Below are 19,335 nucleotides of genomic sequence, written 5' to 3' on the forward strand. Positions count from 1 at the left end.
ATCCCGTACGGTCCAAAGCTGTGATGCAGTGAAGCCAGGGACCGCGCAGCGGCGCGCGATCTGCCGGACGCACGGAGGTTAAGGAGGGCCAGGCGTATGGCCCTCCTTATCGCTTGCCTGCGCCCGGCTAAGCATATAGTCACCCAACGGATGGCAAGCGAAACCTTCACTGGCGCACCATAAAACACCGAGCAAGCGAAACCTTCGCGGCACTATCCCATCACATCATAACGCGCGCAAGATCGCCTCGACGCTGGCCTTGGCATCGCCAAACAGCATCTGGGTGTTTTCTTTGAAGAACAGCGGATTCTGCACCCCGGCGTAGCCGGTGTTCATGGAGCGCTTAAACACGATCACATTCTGCGCTTTCCACACTTCCAGTACCGGCATCCCCGCAATCGGACTGCGCGGATCTTCCTGCGCCGCCGGGTTAACGGTATCGTTGGCGCCGATCACCAGCACGGTGTCGGTGCTGCTGAAATCCTCGTTGATCTCATCCATTTCCAGCACCACATCGTAAGGCACCTTGGCTTCCGCCAGCAGCACATTCATATGCCCGGGCAAACGCCCCGCCACCGGATGGATGCCGAAGCGGACCTTGATGCCGCGGGCAATCAGCTTGGCGGTGATATCATGCACCGGATACTGGGCCTGCGCTACCGCCATGCCGTAGCCGGGGGTGATAATGACGGTACTCGAGCCTTTTAACAACTCGGCCACTTCTTCCGCCGTGGTTTCGCGATATTCGCCCATCTCGGTTTCTTCGCCGCCGCCGGAGCCGTCGGTGCCGAACCCGCCGGCAATCACGCTCAGGAACGAGCGGTTCATGGCTTTACACATGATATAGGACAGGATCGCCCCCGATGACCCTACCAGGGCGCCGGTCACGATCAGCAAGTCGTTGCTGAGCATAAAACCCGCCGCCGCCGCCGCCCACCCCGAATAGGAGTTCAGCATCGACACGACCACCGGCATATCGGCCCCGCCGATGGAAGCCACCAGGTGCCAGCCGAACACCAGCGCGATAATGGTCATCAGCAGCAGCGCGATGGATTGCAGGGCGACGCTTTCGGTCCTGACAAACAGCACCAGCAGCAGGAACGACACGACCAATGCCGCCAGGTTCATATGATGGCGGTACGGCAACATCAGCGGGCGCGAGGAAATTTTACCGCGCAGTTTGCCAAACGCCACAATCGAACCGGTAAAGGTGACCGCACCGATAAAGATGCCTAAAAACACTTCGGTCAGATGGATATTTTCCATCACCGCATTGATGATATCGCCATGATCGAGATAGCTGTTAAAGCCCACCAGGACGGCGGCCAGGCCGACAAAGCTGTGGAGGATGGCCACCAGTTCGGGCATTTCGGTCATTTCGACCTTACGCGCCAGGTAAACCCCGATGCTGCCGCCTATCACCATGGCGACGATGATCCAGCCGACATTGCCGGCATGGGGGCCAAAAATGGTGGCGATAAGCGCAATCGCCATCCCGCTGACACCAAACAGATTGCCCTGCCGTGAGCTTTCGTGTTTGGACAACCCCGCCAGGCTGAAAATAAATAAAATAGCGGCAACTATATACGCCGCCGTCACTAATCCTTCAGACATGGGTTTACCCCTTAATTTTTACGGAACATTTTCAGCATGCGCTGAGTCACGGTGAAGCCACCGAAAATATTGATACTGGCAATCAGCACGGCGATAAATGAAAGGAAAGACACCCATCCGCCATGGCCGATTTGCAGCAGCGCACCAACAACAATTATCCCGGAAATAGCGTTGGTTACCGACATCAGCGGCGTGTGCAACGCGTGACTCACGTTCCAAACAACGTAATAACCCACGATACAGGCCAGGGCAAACACGGTGAAATGCGACAGGAAATCACGCGGCGCCACGTTGGCCAGCCAGCCGAATAAAATAATCGCCAGCGCAATCAGGCCATATTTCAGGGCCGGCGAACTGGGTTTGGCAACCGGTTTCGGCAGCGGAGCGGCGGTCGGCTTCTGCGGCTGGGCGGAAACCTGGATCGGTGGAGCCGGCCAGGTCAGTTCGCCGTCTTTGACTACCGTGACGCCGCGAATGACCGTATCGTCGAAGTCCACCAGGATCTCGCCGTTTTTTTCTTTGCACAGCAGTTTCAGCAGGTTGACCAGGTTGGTGCCGTAGAGCTGGGAGGACTGGGTAGGCAAACGGCTCGGCAGATCGGTATAACCGATAATCCGCACGCCGTTATCGGTAACGGTGATGGTATCGGCCACGGTCAGCTCGCAGTTGCCGCCGGTTTGCGCGGCCAGGTCGACAATCACGCTGCCCGGTTTCATCGAGGCGACCATCTCTTTGGTGATAAGCTTCGGCGCCGGCCGGCCGGGGATCAGCGCGGTGGTGACAATGATATCCACATCCTGCGCCTGGGCGGCGAACAACGCCATTTCGGCCTTGATAAACGCCTCAGACATCACTTTGGCATAACCGTCGCCGCTGCCCGCCTCTTCTTCAAAATCCAGCTCAAGGAATTCCGCGCCCATGCTCTGGACCTGCTCCTTGACTTCGGGACGGGTATCGAAGGCGCGCACTATGGCGCCCATGCTGCCCGCCGCGCCGATGGCGGCAAGCCCGGCGACGCCCGCGCCGATAATCATCACTTTGGCCGGCGGTACTTTACCCGCCGCCGTAATCTGGCCGGTGAAAAAACGGCCGAATTCATGGGCGGCTTCCACTATGGCGCGGTAACCGGCGATATTGGCCATGGAGCTCAGGGCGTCCAGGGACTGCGCGCGGGAAATGCGCGGCACCGAATCCATCGCCATTGCGGTGATCTTGCTGGCGCTGAGTTTTTCCAGCAGCGCAGGATTCTGCGCCGGCCAGATAAAACTGACCAGTGTGCTGCCCGGTTTGATGAGCGGGATTTCATCATCCAGCGGCGCATTGACCTTGAGGATGATATCGGATTGCCAGACATCGGCGGTATCTGTAACAGAGGCGCCGGCCGCCAGAAAGGCCGCGTCTTCAAAACTGGCCAGTTTGCCTGCGCCGCTTTCAATCGCCACGGTAAAGCCGAGTTTGAGCAACTGCTCTACCGTTTTGGGCGTTGCGGCAACGCGGGCCTCATTGGCCAGGCGTTCTTTTGGTACACCAATACGCATAGCTTTCCCTTTTTTAACCGTTTTTTTTGAAGATAACCGTCATCCTGACCCAAAAGTCAAATGTGTCATACGGTAGACCCTGGGATCACCCTACAAGAGCCACACAATAACCTACTGAAAATAGTTTCAGCGGTCTATATTTTGTGCGGACAAACAGCATTTTCCCCTAAAATTGGCGTACTGTTTGCCCCTGCTCAAGCAATTGTTATTCACAGTGACATAAATTGCTGAGACACTCACCATTATTACATGCCATAATCGCCAGCTAATCTGTTATACATCAACAGTTCAGCATGTTTAGCCTGAAAGCGTTTGTCGAAAGGATTTTTTATGAAGCTGAAGAACACATTTTTGGTCTCTGCGTTACTCACTTTGACGGCGTTATCCGCGCAGGCAGCCCAAGAGCTGACGCCGGAAAAAGCCGCCAGTCTGCAGCCGTTTGACCGGATTACGATTACCGGGCGGTTTAACGCCATTGGCGACGCCAACGATGAGATTTCGCGCCGCGCCGATGCCAAAGGCGCCTACGCCTATTATATCCAGGGCATTAACGACGCCAACAACAGCGGCAACTGGCGCGTCACCGCGGACCTATATCATAAGGACGCCCCCGCCGCCTCGCAGGAAACCCAATACCGCTATTTTAACGGCGTAAAAGAACTGCCGCGCCAGGAAGCCAACCTGCTGGAACCGTATGACACCGTCAGCGTAAAAGGCTTTTTCCATAGCCAGCCTGATATCAACGACGCCATTTCCAAAGCCGCCCAGGCCAAGGGCGCGGCCTCATTCTTTATCGTGCGCCAAATTGACGCCAACGAAGGCGGCAATCAGTTTGTTACCGCCTACGTGTACAAAGCCGACGCCGCCAAGCGCGTAGTGCAAAGCCCGGACGCCATCCCCGCCGATTCGCAGGCGGGTAAAGCCGCGCTGGCCGCCGGCGGCGCCGCCGCCGCCAAGGTCGAAATTCCCGGGGTGGCTTCCTCCGAGTCACCGAGCCGTACCGTCGGCCGGTTCTATGAAACGCAATCCACCACCGGCGGTCGTTACACTGTAACGCTACCCGACGGCACCAAAGTGCAGGAAGTCAATAAAATCACCGCGGCGCAGATGGTGCCTTTCGATTCCGTGACCTTCACCGGCCATTACAACAGTTCAACCGACGTGGCGCATGAAGTCGCCCGGCTCGGCGCGAAAAAAGGCGCCAAATATTATCATATTACCCGGCAATGGGAACAAAACCAGAGCGGCGGCAACCTGACCGTCAGCGCCGATTTGTTTAAATAGCGAATCTGCTTGCGGCATGTCGTTGGCAGGCCGTAATGCAGGACAATGAGAATGACGCGCAGCGCGATGGGCAAGGGAACTTGCCCATTTTTATTGGCTGCCGTCAGGCGGCGGGATTTTCGCTTACCAGCGGCAGCACCACGGACAATCGCTCGTCATGCTGGTTAAGCAACAGCTGCTCGCCAAATTCCTGCTGGATTGCGCCGAGCTGCGCGCGATCCAAGGAATACGGCAGCTTGATATCAAAGCGTCCGATACCCTGCTGCTGCGCCAGGGCAATCAGCCTGATGACATTGGTTTCATCATTGACCTGGGTGGACAGGACTTGCAGCGCCAGGGCCTTCAACTGCTCCTGCCGGGTTTGGACATGTTTCTGCGGGGTTTTAGTGACAATGCCGAAGATGGGCATTACGCCATAAATCGCGTCGATGAAACTCCAGCGTTTTTTGCAACTAGCCGAAAGATAATTCGTATAATCAAAGCAGAGTTTTTCGCCTTGACCGGCCGTCGCACGCAGATGATTAGCCATCTAGCCCGTTCCTCTCGTGACCAACCGAAGTTGAATGCCCGTGTTCGAAAAAGTGGCGATTATTATAGCATATCGCGATCAATAATAGGCGAATCAGCGCCAGATGCGCCCATCACTTAATGGTAAAATTTTGTGCCGCCGGTCCTCCCTTATCGCCGCCGCGGTTCGGCCGCCGGTAAATCGCACCGGTAAAAACCATTAACGCTTATCCGATGGCGCAACATCAATACAGGCGGTATGCTCATGGCGGCTACCGATAACCTTCACCTATTTTAAGCAGATTACTGGCGTTATGAACACGATCGTTTTTGTTGAAGATGATACCGAGGTCGGCAACCTGATTGCCGCGTGGCTAGGCAAACATGACTTCGAGGTAACCATAGAACCCCGCGGCGACCGGGCGCAGGAGGTGATAACCCGGCTTAACCCCGACCTGGTGCTACTGGATATCCTGTTGCCGGGCAAGGACGGCATGACCATCTGCCGCGATCTACGCCCGGTATACGAAGGTCCGATCGTGCTGCTGACCTCCCTGGACAGCGATATGAATCATATTCTGGCGCTGGAGATGGGCGCCAACGACTATATCCTTAAAACGACGCCGCCGGCGGTACTGCTGGCGCGCCTGCGCCTGCACCTGCGGCAGAATACGCTTATCCCGCGCCCCGCCGCGCAGACGCCGGCCACGACCGGCAGCGTGCTGCACTTCGGCCAGTTGAGCATCGATCTGATTAATCGCGAGGTGATTTTAGGGACCGAAACCATCCTGCTCTCGACCTCGGATTTCGAGTTGCTATGGGAGTTGGCCACCCACGCCGGCCATATTATGGACCGCGAGGCTTTGCTCAAAAACCTGCGCGGCGTCAGCTATGACGGTTTGGACCGCAGCATCGACGTGGCTATTTCCCGATTGCGGAAAAAACTTCATGACAACGCGCTGGAGCCGTTCCGGATTAAAACCGTGCGTAATAAAGGCTACCTGTTCGCACCGAATGCGTGGGAGAACGCCGGGTCATGAGGAAACTGTTCATTCAATTTTATCTGCTGCTGTTCGTCTGTTTTCTGGTCATGACCTTACTGGTCGGGCTGGTGTATAAGGTGACGGCCGAACGCGCCGGCAGGAAATCAATGGACGACCTGATGAAAAGCTCGATTTATCTGCTGCGCAACGAGCTGCGCGCCACGCCGCCGCGCGATTGGAATAAAACCATCAATAAGCTGGATCTTAACCTGTCGTTTCAATTGCATATTGAACCGCTGAAAAAGTACCAGTTGAATCCCCATGACGATCTGCGCCTTAGACGTGGCGAAATCGTCGCCCTAGACGATGAATACACTTTTATCCAGCGCATACCGCGCAGTAATTATGTGCTGGCGGTCGGCCCCATACCCTATCTGTTTTTTATTCATGAAATGCGGTTACTGGATTTGGCGCTGCTGGTCTTTATCGGACTCTCCCTGGCGTTTCCGGTATTTATCTGGATGCGGCCGCACTGGCAGGACATGCTGCGGTTGGAAACGGCGGCGCAGCGCCTGGGCGCAGGGTTCCTGGAAGAACGCATCCATTTCGACAGCGCATCAAGCCTGCTGCGTCTCGGCGTAGCCTTCAACCAGATGGCGGATAATGTTAATACCCTGATCGCCAGTAAAAAACAGCTTATCGATAATATCGCCCACGAGTTGCGCACTCCGCTGGTGCGGCTACGCTATCGATTGGCCATGAGCGAAGGGCTGTCCACCGCGGAGCAGGAACGGCTGAATCATGATGTCAGCCAGCTGGAAGGCTTGATTGATGAGCTGTTAACCTTCGCCCGGCTCGACCGGCCCCAGGTCACGCTTAACCTGGCGCCCATGGACCTGCCCACCTGGCTTACGGAAAAACTCAAGGACATCAGGTTATTGCATCCGGAACGTATTATCGGCCAGGAAATCACTGCCTCCGGCGATTTCGGCCAGGTCGATGCGCGGCTAATGGAACGGGTGCTGGATAATCTGGTGAATAATGCGCTGCGCTACAGTCGGGAAGCCGTTATGGTCCGGCTCGGCATCGAGCGAGGTTACGGCTTCCTGCAGGTTGACGACGACGGGCCGGGCATTCCCCAGGATGAGCGCCTGCGCGTGTTCGAGCCTTTCGTCCGTCTCGACCCCAGCCGCGACCGCAGCACCGGCGGCTGCGGGCTGGGTCTGGCGATCGTACGCTCCATCGCCCTGGCGCATGAAGGCCAGGTGGCGGTGAACGAGAGCCCGCTCGGCGGGGCCAGCTTTTTATACCGCTGGCCGGTAAACCAGGGCGCGCGCGACCCGCTGGCGCTGAAAAGCCCGCTGTAACCTGCGTGGCCGCGGGATGTCAGAAGATATCCGTGGTCGAGGTGGTGGATGGATACACGTAATTGTATGTTGTAACTAAAATACAACAGCGAGGGTGGTACCTCTTTGTTTCTCCGCCTGTACATTCGGTTACACGCCGAAACCAAACACTCACGGACAACGCGGCGTTAAATCCTTATTGTGTCTTCACCGGCCCCGAATCGGGGTTGTAAATAGAAACCGCAATTCTGAGGATTTGACAATGAAGAAAGTACTTGCACTGGTTATTGCTGCCGCCATGGGATTGTCCACCGCTGCGTTTGCCGCCGATACCACTACGACTACCGCTCCTGCCGCGACGACCACCACCACGACTACCGCTGCACCGGCTAAAACCACCACGACTACTCACAAGAAACACGTGAAGAAAGTGAAAAAAGCAGCCCCTGCGCAAACTGCCCAGGCCGCTAAAAAACACGTGAAGAAAGTGAAGAAAGCCGCTCCGGCGCAGACTGCCCAGGCCGCTAAAAAACACGTGAAAAAAGTGCAGCATAAGAAAGCCGCTCCGGCCGCTGCCGCTGCCACCACGACCCCTGCATCATAAGATGCGCCGCGCCTGAACCTGGTTTAACGCCGTTCAGGCCGGAGTCGGAATATCATGGCTGTCAGAGCTGATGAAATAGTCATTTTAGCGCATTATTATTGACTCACCGACACCCGGTTCGCCGGGTGTCGGTTTCTTAAGGCTTCGTCTATGCTGCGCCGATATAGGTATGAAATCATCCTGGGTTGCCTGATTATTTGCGCCGTTGTCAGCACCTTCTTTTTTATTTAAGTCCCTTCCCTTGCCCAGCGCCTGCGTATTTTCCGCCTTAACGGCGATCTGTTTTAGCGTGCTGAAACACAACGATTTTTCTCTGTATTCCCCTATTTATAAGCTATATTGAGATAATGTTTTTTCATGGATGATATCAGCACTTATCATAAGGCAAGCTTGTATATGCGTATTGTTCCGCTGTTGCTGTGGTGTTTGTTGCCTCTCGCTACCTTTAACGCCGCATCGGCCGGACTGAGTAAAGAACAGAAGGCGCTGTTTTTCGGCCATGACCACCGCCAGGCCATCACCCAGCCGGATGAATGGCCGTGGCAGGCCATCGGGCAGGTGGAGACCGCCAGCGGCAATCTCTGCACCGCCACTCTGATTTCTCCGCACCTGGCGCTGACAGCCGGTCATTGCGTGCTGACCGCGGGCGGCGTTATTGATAAAGCGGTGATGTTGCGTTTCGTGGCGGAAAACCAGCTCTGGCGTTATCAGACCAGCGCCATTGATACATTGGTCGACAAACAGCTGGGTCAACGCCTGAAACCCTCCGGCGACGGCTGGATCGTGCCGCCCGATGCGGCCGCATTGGATTTCGCCCTTATCCGCCTGACCAAAACATTTAAAAAAATCAAACCACTGCCGCTGTGGCAGGGCGACCATCAGGAACTGACCCTGCAGCTAAAGCAGGCCAATCACCAGGTCACCCAGGCCGGATATCCCGAGGATCACCTGGATACGCTCTATCGTCATCAGGATTGCCTGGTGACCGGCTGGGCGCAGTCGGAGGTGTTATCCCATCGCTGCAACACCCTGCCGGGCGACAGCGGTTCGCCGTTAATGCTGTATACCCTTACCGGCTGGCGTTTAATCGCAATCCAGAGTTCCGCCCCGCTGGGCAAGGACCGTTATCGGGCGGATAACCGCGCGCTGGCGGTGACCGCCATTCAGGATGGCCTGTCGGCATTGGCCGACAAACCGGGGAAAGCCTTGGCGAAGTGAAGGATTTTCAGCGTAGCCCGTTACATTTCCCGATTAACCCGCTATCTGTTCCATCGCCTGCAAGATGCGTTTTTCCGAGACGGGATAAGGCGTGCCGAGCTGCTGGGCAAAATAGCTGACCCGCAGTTCCTCAATCATCCAGCGGATTTCCCTGACATCCTCATCTTCGCGCCGCAGCGGCGGCAGCTTGTCCAGCCACTGGCGCCAGGCTTGCTGCACCTGCTCGACTTTCAACATCTGGGCGCGATCGCGATGCACATCGTTGGGCATTTTTTCCAGGCGGCGTTCCAGGGCCTGCAGATAACGCAGCGTATCGGGCAGCCGTCGCCAGCCGTTGCCGGCCACGAAACCGCGATAAACCAGGCCGCCCAGCTGCGCCTTGATGTCCGACAGCGCCAGGGCCAGGCTGATATCCACCCGTCCTTTCAGGCGTTTATTGATGGCGAACACCGCCGTCAGGATTTGCTCCACCTGCCCGGCAATCTCCACCACCGTCGGGTTCAGGTTGGCGCGCACGTATTCCTGCAGTTCGGCAAACTGCTCCTCGCGCCAGACCAGGCCGCCGCGCTGCTCGATAAGCTTGTCGACGCCGCAGGTAATGCAGTCGTCAATCAGCTCCATCACCTTGCCGAATGGATTGAAATACAGCCCCAGCTTGGCTTTGTTAGGCAATTTTTCATGCAGGTATTTTATCGGCGAGGGGATATTGATCAGCAACAGGCGCCGGATGCCCTGCCACATCGCCCGGCGCTGATCGTGCTCGGTTTCAAACAGGCGGATAGCCACGCTGTCTTTTTCATCCACCAGCGCCGGATAAGCCTTGAGCGAATAGCCGCCTCTTTTTTGCTCATAGCGCTCGGGTAAATCGCCAAAGCTCCACAGATGTAAATCACGCTGCTCCAGGCCGTCGTCGGCCACGGCGGAAAGGGTTTGCTGCACATTGTCTTTTAGCTGCAGCTTCAGCGCGTCGAGATCCCGGCTTTCTGCCAGCGTCTTATGTTTATCATCCACCACCCGGAACGAGATTTTCAGATGATCCGGCACCTGATCCCACTGCCAGGCGTCGCGGTCGATGCCCACCCCGGTCATGCGCTTGAGCTCGCGCTCCAGCGTATCGAGCAGCGGCCCGTCGGCGGGCGTGGCCCTGCCGAGAAAGGCTTCGGCGTAATTGGGCGCCGGCACAAAGTTACGCCGTAACGGCTTAGGCAGCGATTTAATCAGCGCAATGATAAGCTCCCGCCGCACGCCCGGGATCTGCCAGTCAAAACCGGCGGCGGTGACCTGGTTAAGTACCGGCAGCGGGATATGCACCGTGACGCCGTCCGCGTCCGCGCCGGGTTCGAACTGATAGCTGAGTTTTAATTTCAGATTGCCCTGGTGCCAAACGTTGGGGTAATCCAGGGCGCTTATCGCATCCGCGCCCGGATTGATCAGCATGCTTTTTTCAAAGTTAAGCAGATCAGGGTCCTGTTTGGCCGCGTCTCGCCACCAGCTGTCAAAATGCCGCGCCGAGACCACCTCCGCGCCGATGCGCCGATCGTAAAAGGCAAACAGCGTCTCGTCATCCACCAGGATATCGCGGCGGCGTGATTTATGCTCCAGCTCCTCCACCTCCGTCAACAGCTTGCGGTTGGCATGGAAAAACGCGTGCCGGGTCTGCCACTCGCCGGCCACCAGCGCGAAACGAATAAACAGTTCACGGCACAGCGCCGGATCGATAGCGCTGTAATTGACCTTGCGGCCGGCCACGATGGGCAGCCCCAGCAAGGTGACTTTCTCCACCGCCATCACCGATCCGGCCGCCTTTTCCCAATGCGGCTCGCTGTAGCTGCTTTTAACCAGATGCGGGGCCAGCGGCTCTATCCATTCCGGATCGATGCGCGCGGCAATGCGCCCCCACAGCCGGGTGGTCTCCACCAGTTCGGCCACCATGGTCCATTTAGGCGGTTTTTTAAACAGCCCCGAACCGGGGTAAATGGCAAAACGGGCGTTGCGCGCGCCGGTGTATTCTTGTTTTTCAGCGTCCTTTTGCCCGATATGGGACAGCAGGCCCGACAACAGGGCGCAGTGCAGGCCGCGATAATCCGCGGGCTGGGTATTGACCGGCAGCCCGAGGGTTTTTACCGTCTGTCGCAGCTGGGTATAGACATCCTGCCATTCGCGTACCCGCAGGTAGCTGAGGAAATCGACCCGGCACTGACGGCGGAACTGGCTGGAGGACAGCGTCTTCTGCTGTTCCTGCACATAATCCCACAATTTGACGAAGGCGATAAAATCCGATTCTTTATCGGCGAAACGGCGGTGTTTTTCGTCGGCGGCCTGTTTTTTATCCATCGGCCGCTCGCGCGGATCCTGGATGGACAACGCGGCGGCGATCACCATCACCTCGCGCACGCAGGCATTATTACGCGCTTCAAGCACCATCCTGGCCAGTCTGGGGTCGAGCGGCAGCTGCGCCAGCTGGCGGCCCAGCGGGCTAAGCCGGTAGCCGCGCGCGGATTCTGCCTCCAGCGCCCCCAGCTCCTCCAATAACCGCACGCCGTCCTGGATTTGCCGCTTGTCCGGCGCTTCCACAAACGGGAAGGCGGCGATATCGCCAAGGCCGAGCGCGGTCATCTGCAGGATGACCGAGGCCAGATGGGTGCGCAGGATTTCAGGATCGGTAAATTCCGGCCGGGAGAGAAAATCCTGTTCTGAATACAACCGGATGCAGATACCGTCGGATATGCGGCCGCAGCGCCCTTTGCGCTGGTTGGCGGAGGCCTGCGACACCGCCTCGATGGGCAGCCGTTGCACCTTGGTGCGGAAACTGTAGCGGCTGATGCGCGCGGTGCCGGGGTCGATAACATATTTAATGCCGGGCACGGTCAACGAGGTTTCCGCCACATTGGTCGCCAGCACGATACGCCGGCCGCTGTGGGACTGGAATACCCGGTTCTGTTCGCTATTGGACAGGCGGGCGTACAGCGGCAGCACCTCGGTATGGGGCAGGTTGAGCTTGTTCAGGCCATCGGCGGTATCGCGGATTTCACGCTCGCCGCTCATAAAGATCAGAATATCCCCCGGCGCCTCGTGGCTGAGTTCATCCACCGCGTCGAAAATGGCCTGGGACACATCACGGTCGCCGTCCTCCTCGCTCTCCACCACCGGACGGTAGCGCACCTCCACCGGATAAGTGCGTCCGGAAACCTCGATAATCGGCGCGTTGTTAAAATGGCGCGAAAAGCGCTGCGGGTCGATGGTCGCGGATGTGATAATCACCTTTAAGTCCGGACGTTTCGGCAATAGCTGATGCAGATACCCGAGGATAAAATCGATATTCAGGCTGCGTTCATGCGCTTCGTCGATAATCAGGGTGTCGTACTGCAGCAGTTGCCGATCCTGCTGTATTTCCGCCAGCAGGATACCGTCGGTCATCAGCTTGACCAGCGTGTTGTCGCTTATCTGATCGTTAAAACGCACCTTATACCCCACCGCCCCGCCCAACGGCACCGCCAGCTCCTGGGCGATGCGATCGGCCACGCTGCGCGCCGCCAGGCGCCGGGGCTGGGTATGGCCGATGAGACCGGTGATGCCGCGCCCCAGCTCCAGGCAGATCTTGGGGATCTGGGTGGTCTTGCCGGAGCCGGTTTCACCGGCGACAATCACCACCTGGTTATCGCGGATGGCCTGGAGAATATCCTGGCGTTTCTGGCTGACCGGCAGATTTTCCGGATAGGTTATGGCCGGGCGGGCGGCCAGGCGGTTTGCCGCGCGTTGCGCGGACGCCTGGATATCGGCGGCGATTTGCTCGGCGATAGCGGTCTGCGCCTCGGGCCGGGTGACTTTTTGCGCCCCCTGCAGACGGCGACGTAAAACTGTTTTATCGCGGAGCATAACCGACTCCAGCGAAGCGGACAGTGCCGCCAGCGATGACTTCACGATACCTTTCCTTATACTGCGACCGGATACAGGCGCTGTTCCGGCCCGAATAGAATGTGCTTATGCCGTTAGTTTACCATATCCCCGGCGCCGGCTTTAGCCGCCTTTCCCATCGTTCAGGAAATTCGAACAAACAGCTCGAAATATTGCGCTATCACTGCGGGAGGATAATCAATAGAGTGTTTCTCAACGCCTAAGGGTTAATGACCTATTGAATTATAAGGAACATCTGATGAGCAAAGTATTAATTCTTAAATCGAGTATTCTTGCCACGTTTTCCCAGTCCAACCAGCTGGCCGACTTCTTTATCGAACAATGGCAAAAAAACCACAGCGGCGACGAGATTACGGTACGCGACCTGGCCGCGCAGCCGGTACCGGTGCTGGACGGCGAGCTGGTCGGCGCCCTGCGCCCGGCCGACGCGACCCTGACGCCCCGCCAGCAGGAAGCGTTGGACTTATCCGATGAATTGATCAATGAGCTGCAGGCCAACGACGTGATTGTCATTGCCGCGCCGATGTACAACTTTAACATTCCTACCCAGTTAAAAAATTATATTGACCTGATTGCGCGCGCCGGCGTGACCTTTCGCTATAGCGAACAAGGCCCTGAAGGCCTGGTAAAAAACAAAAAAGCGGTGGTGCTGACCACCCGCGGCGGCATCCATAAAGACACCCCCAGCGATCTGGTGACGTCCTATCTGCGCCTGATGCTGGGCTTCCTCGGCATCACCGACGTGGAATTCGTGTTTGCCGAAGGCGTGGCCTACGGTCCGGAAGTGGCGGGCAAAGCCCAGGAAGACGCTAAAGCCGCCATCAGCCAGTTTATCGCCGCCTGATGCCGTGACGGCGGCCATGATGGGTAAGGTCTTCAAGACACCCTGCATCCCGCCGTACCTGAAATATTTCCGCGCGCGCGGCTCGTTGGCCATCAGTGCCGCTGCACGCTGATAGATAGATTGTAAAAGCGCATCCCGGATGCGCTTTTTTATTTGGCCGGCACGCAAGGCTGCGTCTGCGAGTCCTGACACAGCGTCGGCTGCAGCAGCGCCACGCTCTGTTTGTCCGCCTTGATGGTAATGTCGTGTTCGATTTTCACGTTCATGTTAATGGTAATTGGTTCGCTTGGCATCGCCAGCTCAATGCGCGGCACGCAGGCGGCGGCGCCCAGCGTCAACAGCAGGCCGGCCAGCTTATATCCTGTGTTCATCTCTCTCTCCTTGCTGCCCCGGCGGGGACGGTGCCGGCCTGTTTTTCCAGGGCCTGCTCCACGTTGGTGCCAAAGCGCAGGCTGCGCCACAGCATGAAAATATTTTCCTGATGATGGTAATTCAACCTGACCTCGCGCTGGGCATTGATTTGCGGATTGGTGCCGATAAAATGCGCCAGTAAATCCAGCTCGCCGTCGCGGTTCACGTTGACATCCGCCCGCAGACGGCTGATTTCCATATAACGCAGCCAGTTGATGGCCGCGCCTGTGGCCAGGTTGCGGCTGCCGATGGCGTCGGCGAATTGTTTATCCAGTCGCAAAGCCATCCGGTTGTCGCCGGCGACCCAGCCGCGGCGGATATACCCCGCCCGATCGCTAAAATGCAGCGGCAGCTCGCCGCTGACACGGCCGGAGAGGGCAAACTGTTTAGGTTTAAGCGCGGTGATCAGCTCGCTCATCTCAATGGATTTGACGCTGAGCACCGCGGCGTCGCGCTGAGGCAGGCTTAGCGGCGTAAGGTGGATCTTGCCGCCCAGCGCGTCCACATCCACGCCGGTGAGCGTCAGCGGACGACGTTCATCATAAGGGTAATACCCCTGTAGTCCTATCGCCAGGTTATTCAGCGTCACCGGGGTGATAATCGTCGCGACACGCAGGCTGACCGGCTGTTTTACGCCCAGTTGCCAGCGCTGGTCCTGCAAACGATAAGAAAGCCCGAGCGCAACGCCCGACAGATGATTTTCGCCCACCCACACCTCTCCCTGGCCGACGGTGGCATGTCCGCCGGCCAGGAAGCCTTGGCCGATAGCGGCGGAAAACGCGCTTTGCGCGTTGAATTGCCCGTCGCGCAGGGTAATGCGCAAATCCGGCGCCAGTAAGGTCTGAAAGACCTTCAGCGGCTGTTTCGGCCACCAGGCCTGCCCGCGCAGTCGGTTGCCGTCCCAGCGGCCGTTCAGGCGCACCGGCCCGGTAACGCCGGCCTGAAGCTGGCCTTGCCACAGAAAATCCTGCGGCGTGGTGCCGGTGAAACGCAGCGTCATCACCGGCCGGGGCAAATAGCCGCCGCGGGCAATATCGATCCGGCGGGCATTGACCCGCAGCGCGCCGCTGAAGGCCGGATTATGCTCCCCACGGCGCCAGCGCAGCGGCGCCGTAAGCGCCAGGCGCGGGACGGCAACGCTGACCAGACCGTAGTGGATTTGATCGAGGCCGCTGGACAACTCCGTCAGTTCAATCTGGTCCGCCAGCCAGGATCCGCGTCCCGCGATATCCCACCGCGCCTCGAACGGCGTCAGGTTGCCCCCGCCCCAATAACGCCAGCGCCACTCGCCCTTATCGGGCAGGAAATCCAGCGCGCGGCCGTCCATATGCAGGGTGAAGTGCCCGTAATCCGGCACGTTAGCCTGTAAGATGGCCTGCAATCGCCCGCTGAGGCCCCGGGATGACACCTGCACGCCGGCCAGGGGCAGGCGCGCGCTGTTAATGCTCAGCGCCTCGGAAATCAGTCCGGTGACGCGCAATAACGCCCCGGGCAGCAGCGCCAGGGTCGGATCGGTCAGCAATCCGCGCAACTGGCCGGGAATCGACGCGCTTAACGAGAGTCCCCCCTGGTTAGCCGTGCCGGTAAAACGGAAATCCAGCGCATTGTCACTCAGGCGCAGCGGGCCGGGGCCGACGGTCAATACGGCATTGGCCTTGCCGCGCAGGCCCTGGGTCAGCATATTCATGCGCGCCGTTAATCCCAGCGCGTCGGGACCGTCCAGCCAATGCGCCAGGGTCAGGGCGATATTGCCCGACAGGGGCTGGGTGGCATAGGGCCAGCGCCACTCGCCGTCGGTAATCTGCAGGTCATCGCCGGCGATGCGCCAGGGCAAGCGCGCCAGCCTGATATCGGTTTGACCGTCGGTCACCAATAACGCCCCCTGCCGCTGCCGCCAGATGATATCGGCGTTCACCGGCCTGCCGTCGGGCAAAACCAGGCCGGCGGTCAGTTCGCCCTGTTCCGGCGGCATCATCACCTGGGGCGACAACGTCATATCCCCGGTTAACCCGATGCGCAGCGCCCCGGATAATACCGCCGGTCGCGCGGGAAATAGCGGCGCCGGCTGGGGCGGCGCGGCTAACGACGCCGGCGCGGGGTTCTGTAAGCCGAAGGGCGCATTGAAGACCGGCAGCGCCGGTAAGGCCCGCGGGGGCTGCGGCTGCGCGCCGGTAAACGTCAAGTCGCTTATCGACAGTTGACGATCGCGCAACGACAAGGCCAGGCGCAGATGTTCATTGTGGTAATATGCCCGGGTGCCGGCGGCAAGATGCTCCAGTTCCAGTCCGCCGGCATAGGCCTGCCAGGGCGCCACCGTCAGGCGGCCGATGCCGAGCGTAAAGCGCGGCAGAACCTGCTCGACGGCCGCCCAGGTCAGCGGCTCGCCGCTTTCTTCACGCGCGCGGGGCGCATTACAGGTGCTGTCCACCGTTACCTGCCCGGCGAGGATGCGCCATGCGCCGTCCTGGCGCCGGGCGCTGATATTCTGGCCGGTTATCCAGACGCAGGACGGACGGTTTAACGCAAAGCCGGGCAGGATCACCGTCCCCTGATGCCAGCGCGGCCGGCCGGTCAGGGTAATATCGACATCGGCGGGCAGCACCAACCGCGCCGCCACCGGCAGCCAGAGCGGTAAAAAAAACCACCCCACTGCCACCGTCAGCCCAAGAAGCGCCAGCAGCAACAGGGCAACCGCTCCGGAACGGCGTAGAAAAAGGCCTGCGCGCCTGTATGCGCCTGATGCGTCGGTCATGACATTCCTTATTGTCCCTAAGCCTGCAAGATACCATAATTATATTCCACGCAACATTTTAGGTGATACGGCACAAACGCGTACTTTTATCCGTCTGAGAAGGATACATTGAATGATACCGCGCCACCTGCCGGCCGATCTTATGGAGTAGGACTGATGAAACTAGCCGTCTACAGCACTAAAAATTATGATCATAAATTTTTGTCACAGGTAAATGAACATGTTGGCTTTGAAATAGAATTTTTCGAATTTCAATTGACGCCGCGTACGGCCAAGACCGCTGAAGGCTGCGATGCGGTGTGTATTTTTGTCAATGACGACGGCGGGCGCGACGTACTGGAGGCCTTGGCCGAAATGGGCGTAAAGCTGCTGGCGCTGCGCTGCGCCGGCTTCGACAATGTCGATCTGGCGGCGGCCAAAGAGCTTGGCATTCAGGTGGCGCGGGTACCCGCCTATTCGCCCGAAGCGGTGGCGGAACATGCCATCGGCCTGATGATGTGCCTGAACCGGCGCATTCACCGCGCCTACCAGCGCACCCGCGACGCCAATTTTTCCCTTGAGGGCTTAATCGGCTTTAATATGCACAACCGCACCGCCGGGGTGATCGGCACCGGTAAAATCGGTGTCGCCACCATGCGCATCCTGAAAGGCTTCGGCATGCGCCTGCTGGCGTTTGATCCCTACCCCAGCGCCCAGGCCCTGGCGCTGGGCGCCGAATATGTGGATTTAAAGACCCTGTTCGCGCAATCGGATGTGATTACCCTGCACTGCCCGCTGACGCCGGAAAATCACCATCTGCTTGATCGGGCGGCTTTCGCGCAAATGAAGGACGGCGTGATGATTATCAACACCAGCCGCGGCGGCCTGATCGATTCGCAGGCGGCCATAGAAGCGCTGAAGCTGCAGAAAATCGGCGCGCTGGGCATGGATGTCTATGAAAATGAGCGCGATCTGTTTTTTGAAGATAACTCCAACGACGTAATCCAGGATGATGTGTTCCGCCGCCTCTCCGCCTGTCACAACGTGCTGTTCACCGGCCACCAGGCGTTCCTGACCGAAGAAGCGCTGACCAGCATCGGCGAGGTTACGCTGGAAAACCTGCGCCAGCTAAGCCAGGGCGAGCACTGCCCGAACCTGGTTACCGCCTGATACCCGGCCGGCCCCGCCTGATGATACGCGGGGCCGGCCTAAACGCGGCTGGGGGTTACCTGGCGTCAGTGATTAAGCCCATTCTCTCGATTAGCAGGCTCATTTTATCGATATAAGGACCCAGCCGGGTCAAATTCTCCTGTACCTCGGCTCTTATTGCCTCCAGCGGATAAGCGTCATTATTCAGTTCCCGCAGCCATTGCACATATCGGTCCATTACGTCCATCAGACGGTCGAACTGCCTCGGGCAGTTGATCTGTGTCGCGCCCCCATCCTCCCTCGCGCCGGCATTGATATCCTGTAGCAGGGCCTGCACATCCCGGCATAGCGCCTCGATACTTTCGCCAAACGCGCCGCATGCGGCAAGAAAATGGCTGGCAGACCATGAGCTCCCGGCAGCCAAGGCGGCGCCCGGTTCGCAGCACCTGATCTTTACCGGCACGACAGCGCCGGCGTCTTGCCCGGCGACAGCGGTGTCGCGCTTGCGCTGCCGGCCGATGCCGGCAGGCGCGAGGCTGATGTCGGCGGGCGCGTGGCTGACGGCCCGCGGCCAAGGCGCCCGCCGCCGGGCAGCATCATCTCCCGCCGGGGATAAACCGGCGGCATCAGGCATGGCGGGAGGGGAGAGTTTATTCAGAAATGGGTTCATAATAGCGTTTTATCCTTGATGGACGGGTAGCGATCCTGGCCCCTGTCAACGGCAGTTGCCAGCAGGACCACGATGTTATGCCATCAGGGGGCTCCCCGTAACGCTATCGGACCGGCGTTGCCCGAGGGTTCAGGCAAGAACGTATTGCCTGGCTGGGGATGGGAGCGGGATGCTTAAAAACGCTTGCCGTTGGCCAGTTGGCACATGCCCACCGTGGTGCCGTCAAGCTGGCGCGCCAGGGTCATGGTGCCGCCCGCGTTCATGCAGCGGGGGGTATTGGGCACGTCCACGCGCTGCGGCAGGCTGGCGGTGGTAGCCTGCTGGCCCATCTGCTCGGGCTCGTCATTATTGGAACTGCTGCAGGCGACTAATAATAGCGCGGATGTTGCCATCAACCACCGTGAAAACGTCATTAATCAGCTCCGTAATAATTGTACTAGGAATAGTCTGAAGCTTGCATTCTAGTCGCACAGCGTCTTGACGTCGAGTCTTGCGGGGCCGGTTTTACAATTATCCGCGCG

15 protein-coding genes are annotated in these 19,335 nt (G+C 58.5%); 7 read left to right on the forward strand and 8 right to left on the reverse strand.

Features of this window, described 5'->3' with window-relative positions; all coding sequences use genetic code 11:
* Positions 1-225: 225 nt before the first annotated feature.
* On the reverse strand, positions 226-1,614 hold the full coding sequence (pntB, locus tag ACL2XG_RS04075) for a Re/Si-specific NAD(P)(+) transhydrogenase subunit beta (protein ID WP_410015156.1): 1,389 nt from the start codon (positions 1,612-1,614) through the stop codon (positions 226-228).
* A gap of 11 nt (positions 1,615-1,625) precedes the next feature.
* Positions 1,626-3,152, reverse strand: coding sequence for a Re/Si-specific NAD(P)(+) transhydrogenase subunit alpha (pntA, locus tag ACL2XG_RS04080; protein ID WP_410015157.1), 1,527 nt, complete (start codon positions 3,150-3,152; stop codon positions 1,626-1,628).
* 330 nt (positions 3,153-3,482) lie between these two features.
* Between pntA and ydgH the strand changes: the two genes are divergently transcribed.
* Entirely contained in the window at positions 3,483-4,436 is a 954-nt protein-coding gene (ydgH, locus tag ACL2XG_RS04085) for a DUF1471 family protein YdgH (RefSeq protein ID WP_410015158.1), read from the forward strand.
* 103 nt (positions 4,437-4,539) lie between these two features.
* On the opposite strand, the gene ACL2XG_RS04090 is transcribed toward ydgH, so the two are convergent.
* On the reverse strand, positions 4,540-4,965 hold the full coding sequence (locus tag ACL2XG_RS04090; RefSeq protein WP_410015159.1) for a hypothetical protein: 426 nt from the start codon (positions 4,963-4,965) through the stop codon (positions 4,540-4,542).
* 292 nt (positions 4,966-5,257) lie between these two features.
* Between ACL2XG_RS04090 and rstA the strand changes: the two genes are divergently transcribed.
* The 4 genes from rstA (at position 5,258) to ACL2XG_RS04110 (ending at position 9,094) form a co-directional block, all read left to right on the forward strand.
* Positions 5,258-5,983, forward strand: a complete 726-nt coding sequence (gene rstA, locus ACL2XG_RS04095) for a two-component system response regulator RstA (protein ID WP_410015160.1) — start codon at positions 5,258-5,260, stop codon at positions 5,981-5,983.
* Entirely contained in the window at positions 5,980-7,293 is a 1,314-nt protein-coding gene (rstB, locus tag ACL2XG_RS04100; protein ID WP_413722818.1) for a two-component system sensor histidine kinase RstB, read from the forward strand. The genes rstA and rstB overlap by 4 nt, the downstream gene beginning before the upstream one ends.
* Positions 7,294-7,534: 241 nt before the next feature.
* Positions 7,535-7,876 carry an acid resistance repetitive basic protein Asr gene (gene asr, locus ACL2XG_RS04105; protein WP_413722817.1) on the forward strand — a complete coding sequence of 114 codons (342 nt, stop codon included), beginning with the start codon at positions 7,535-7,537 and terminating at the stop codon, positions 7,874-7,876.
* A gap of 396 nt (positions 7,877-8,272) precedes the next feature.
* A complete protein-coding gene (locus ACL2XG_RS04110; protein WP_410015163.1) occupies positions 8,273-9,094 on the forward strand; it encodes a trypsin-like serine peptidase in 822 nt (273 codons plus the stop codon).
* Between the two features lie 33 nt (positions 9,095-9,127).
* On the opposite strand, the gene hrpA is transcribed toward ACL2XG_RS04110, so the two are convergent.
* The gene (gene hrpA / locus ACL2XG_RS04115; protein ID WP_413722816.1) at positions 9,128-13,015 is read right to left on the reverse strand and encodes an ATP-dependent RNA helicase HrpA; all 3,888 of its coding nucleotides are present in this window, start codon (positions 13,013-13,015) and stop codon (positions 9,128-9,130) included.
* A gap of 232 nt (positions 13,016-13,247) precedes the next feature.
* On the opposite strand from hrpA, the gene ACL2XG_RS04120 reads away from it, so the two are divergent.
* Positions 13,248-13,853, forward strand: a complete 606-nt coding sequence (locus ACL2XG_RS04120; protein WP_410015165.1) for an FMN-dependent NADH-azoreductase — start codon at positions 13,248-13,250, stop codon at positions 13,851-13,853.
* A gap of 149 nt (positions 13,854-14,002) precedes the next feature.
* Here ACL2XG_RS04120 and ACL2XG_RS04125 read toward each other — a convergent pair whose 3' ends face one another.
* Both ACL2XG_RS04125 and ACL2XG_RS04130 read right to left on the reverse strand, forming a co-directional pair.
* Positions 14,003-14,224 carry a YnbE family lipoprotein gene (locus ACL2XG_RS04125; protein ID WP_410015166.1) on the reverse strand — a complete coding sequence of 74 codons (222 nt, stop codon included), beginning with the start codon at positions 14,222-14,224 and terminating at the stop codon, positions 14,003-14,005.
* A complete protein-coding gene (locus tag ACL2XG_RS04130) occupies positions 14,221-17,016 on the reverse strand; it encodes a YdbH family protein (protein WP_413722815.1) in 2,796 nt (931 codons plus the stop codon). Before ACL2XG_RS04130 ends, ACL2XG_RS04125 begins: the two co-directional genes overlap by 4 nt.
* Positions 17,017-17,172: 156 nt before the next feature.
* Between ACL2XG_RS04130 and ACL2XG_RS04135 the strand changes: the two genes are divergently transcribed.
* A complete protein-coding gene (locus tag ACL2XG_RS04135; RefSeq protein ID WP_413722814.1) occupies positions 17,173-18,165 on the forward strand; it encodes a 2-hydroxyacid dehydrogenase in 993 nt (330 codons plus the stop codon).
* A 55-nt stretch (positions 18,166-18,220) separates the two neighbouring features.
* Here ACL2XG_RS04135 and ACL2XG_RS04140 read toward each other — a convergent pair whose 3' ends face one another.
* Together ACL2XG_RS04140 and ACL2XG_RS04145 are read right to left on the reverse strand one after the other, a co-directional pair.
* Complete coding sequence (locus tag ACL2XG_RS04140; protein ID WP_413722813.1) at positions 18,221-18,814, reverse strand: hypothetical protein; 594 nt, start codon at positions 18,812-18,814, stop codon at positions 18,221-18,223.
* Positions 18,815-18,987: 173 nt separating this feature from the next.
* On the reverse strand, positions 18,988-19,206 hold the full coding sequence (locus ACL2XG_RS04145; protein WP_410015170.1) for a DUF333 domain-containing protein: 219 nt from the start codon (positions 19,204-19,206) through the stop codon (positions 18,988-18,990).
* Positions 19,207-19,335 lie beyond the last annotated feature (129 nt).

Origin of the sequence: Sodalis sp. RH24 (genome assembly GCF_047324145.1) — a bacterium.
Taxonomy (GTDB): domain Bacteria; phylum Pseudomonadota; class Gammaproteobacteria; order Enterobacterales; family Enterobacteriaceae; genus Acerihabitans.

Bases quoted from the DNA above. Each gene is read 5' to 3' on its own strand.
- pntB (WP_410015156.1), bottom strand. From the start codon at position 1,614: ATGTCTGAAGGATTAGTGACGGCGGCGTATATAGTTGCCGCTATTTTA.
- pntA (WP_410015157.1), bottom strand. From the start codon at position 3,152: ATGCGTATTGGTGTACCAAAAGAACGCCTGGCCAATGAGGCCCGCGTT.
- ydgH (WP_410015158.1), top strand. From the start codon at position 3,483: ATGAAGCTGAAGAACACATTTTTGGTCTCTGCGTTACTCACTTTGACG.
- ACL2XG_RS04090 (WP_410015159.1), bottom strand. From the start codon at position 4,965: ATGGCTAATCATCTGCGTGCGACGGCCGGTCAAGGCGAAAAACTCTGC.
- rstA (WP_410015160.1), top strand. From the start codon at position 5,258: ATGAACACGATCGTTTTTGTTGAAGATGATACCGAGGTCGGCAACCTG.
- rstB (WP_413722818.1), top strand. From the start codon at position 5,980: ATGAGGAAACTGTTCATTCAATTTTATCTGCTGCTGTTCGTCTGTTTT.
- asr (WP_413722817.1), top strand. From the start codon at position 7,535: ATGAAGAAAGTACTTGCACTGGTTATTGCTGCCGCCATGGGATTGTCC.
- ACL2XG_RS04110 (WP_410015163.1), top strand. From the start codon at position 8,273: ATGCGTATTGTTCCGCTGTTGCTGTGGTGTTTGTTGCCTCTCGCTACC.
- ACL2XG_RS04120 (WP_410015165.1), top strand. From the start codon at position 13,248: ATGAGCAAAGTATTAATTCTTAAATCGAGTATTCTTGCCACGTTTTCC.
- ACL2XG_RS04125 (WP_410015166.1), bottom strand. From the start codon at position 14,224: ATGAACACAGGATATAAGCTGGCCGGCCTGCTGTTGACGCTGGGCGCC.
- ACL2XG_RS04130 (WP_413722815.1), bottom strand. From the start codon at position 17,016: ATGACCGACGCATCAGGCGCATACAGGCGCGCAGGCCTTTTTCTACGC.
- ACL2XG_RS04135 (WP_413722814.1), top strand. From the start codon at position 17,173: ATGAAACTAGCCGTCTACAGCACTAAAAATTATGATCATAAATTTTTG.
- ACL2XG_RS04140 (WP_413722813.1), bottom strand. From the start codon at position 18,814: ATGAACCCATTTCTGAATAAACTCTCCCCTCCCGCCATGCCTGATGCC.
- ACL2XG_RS04145 (WP_410015170.1), bottom strand. From the start codon at position 19,206: ATGGCAACATCCGCGCTATTATTAGTCGCCTGCAGCAGTTCCAATAAT.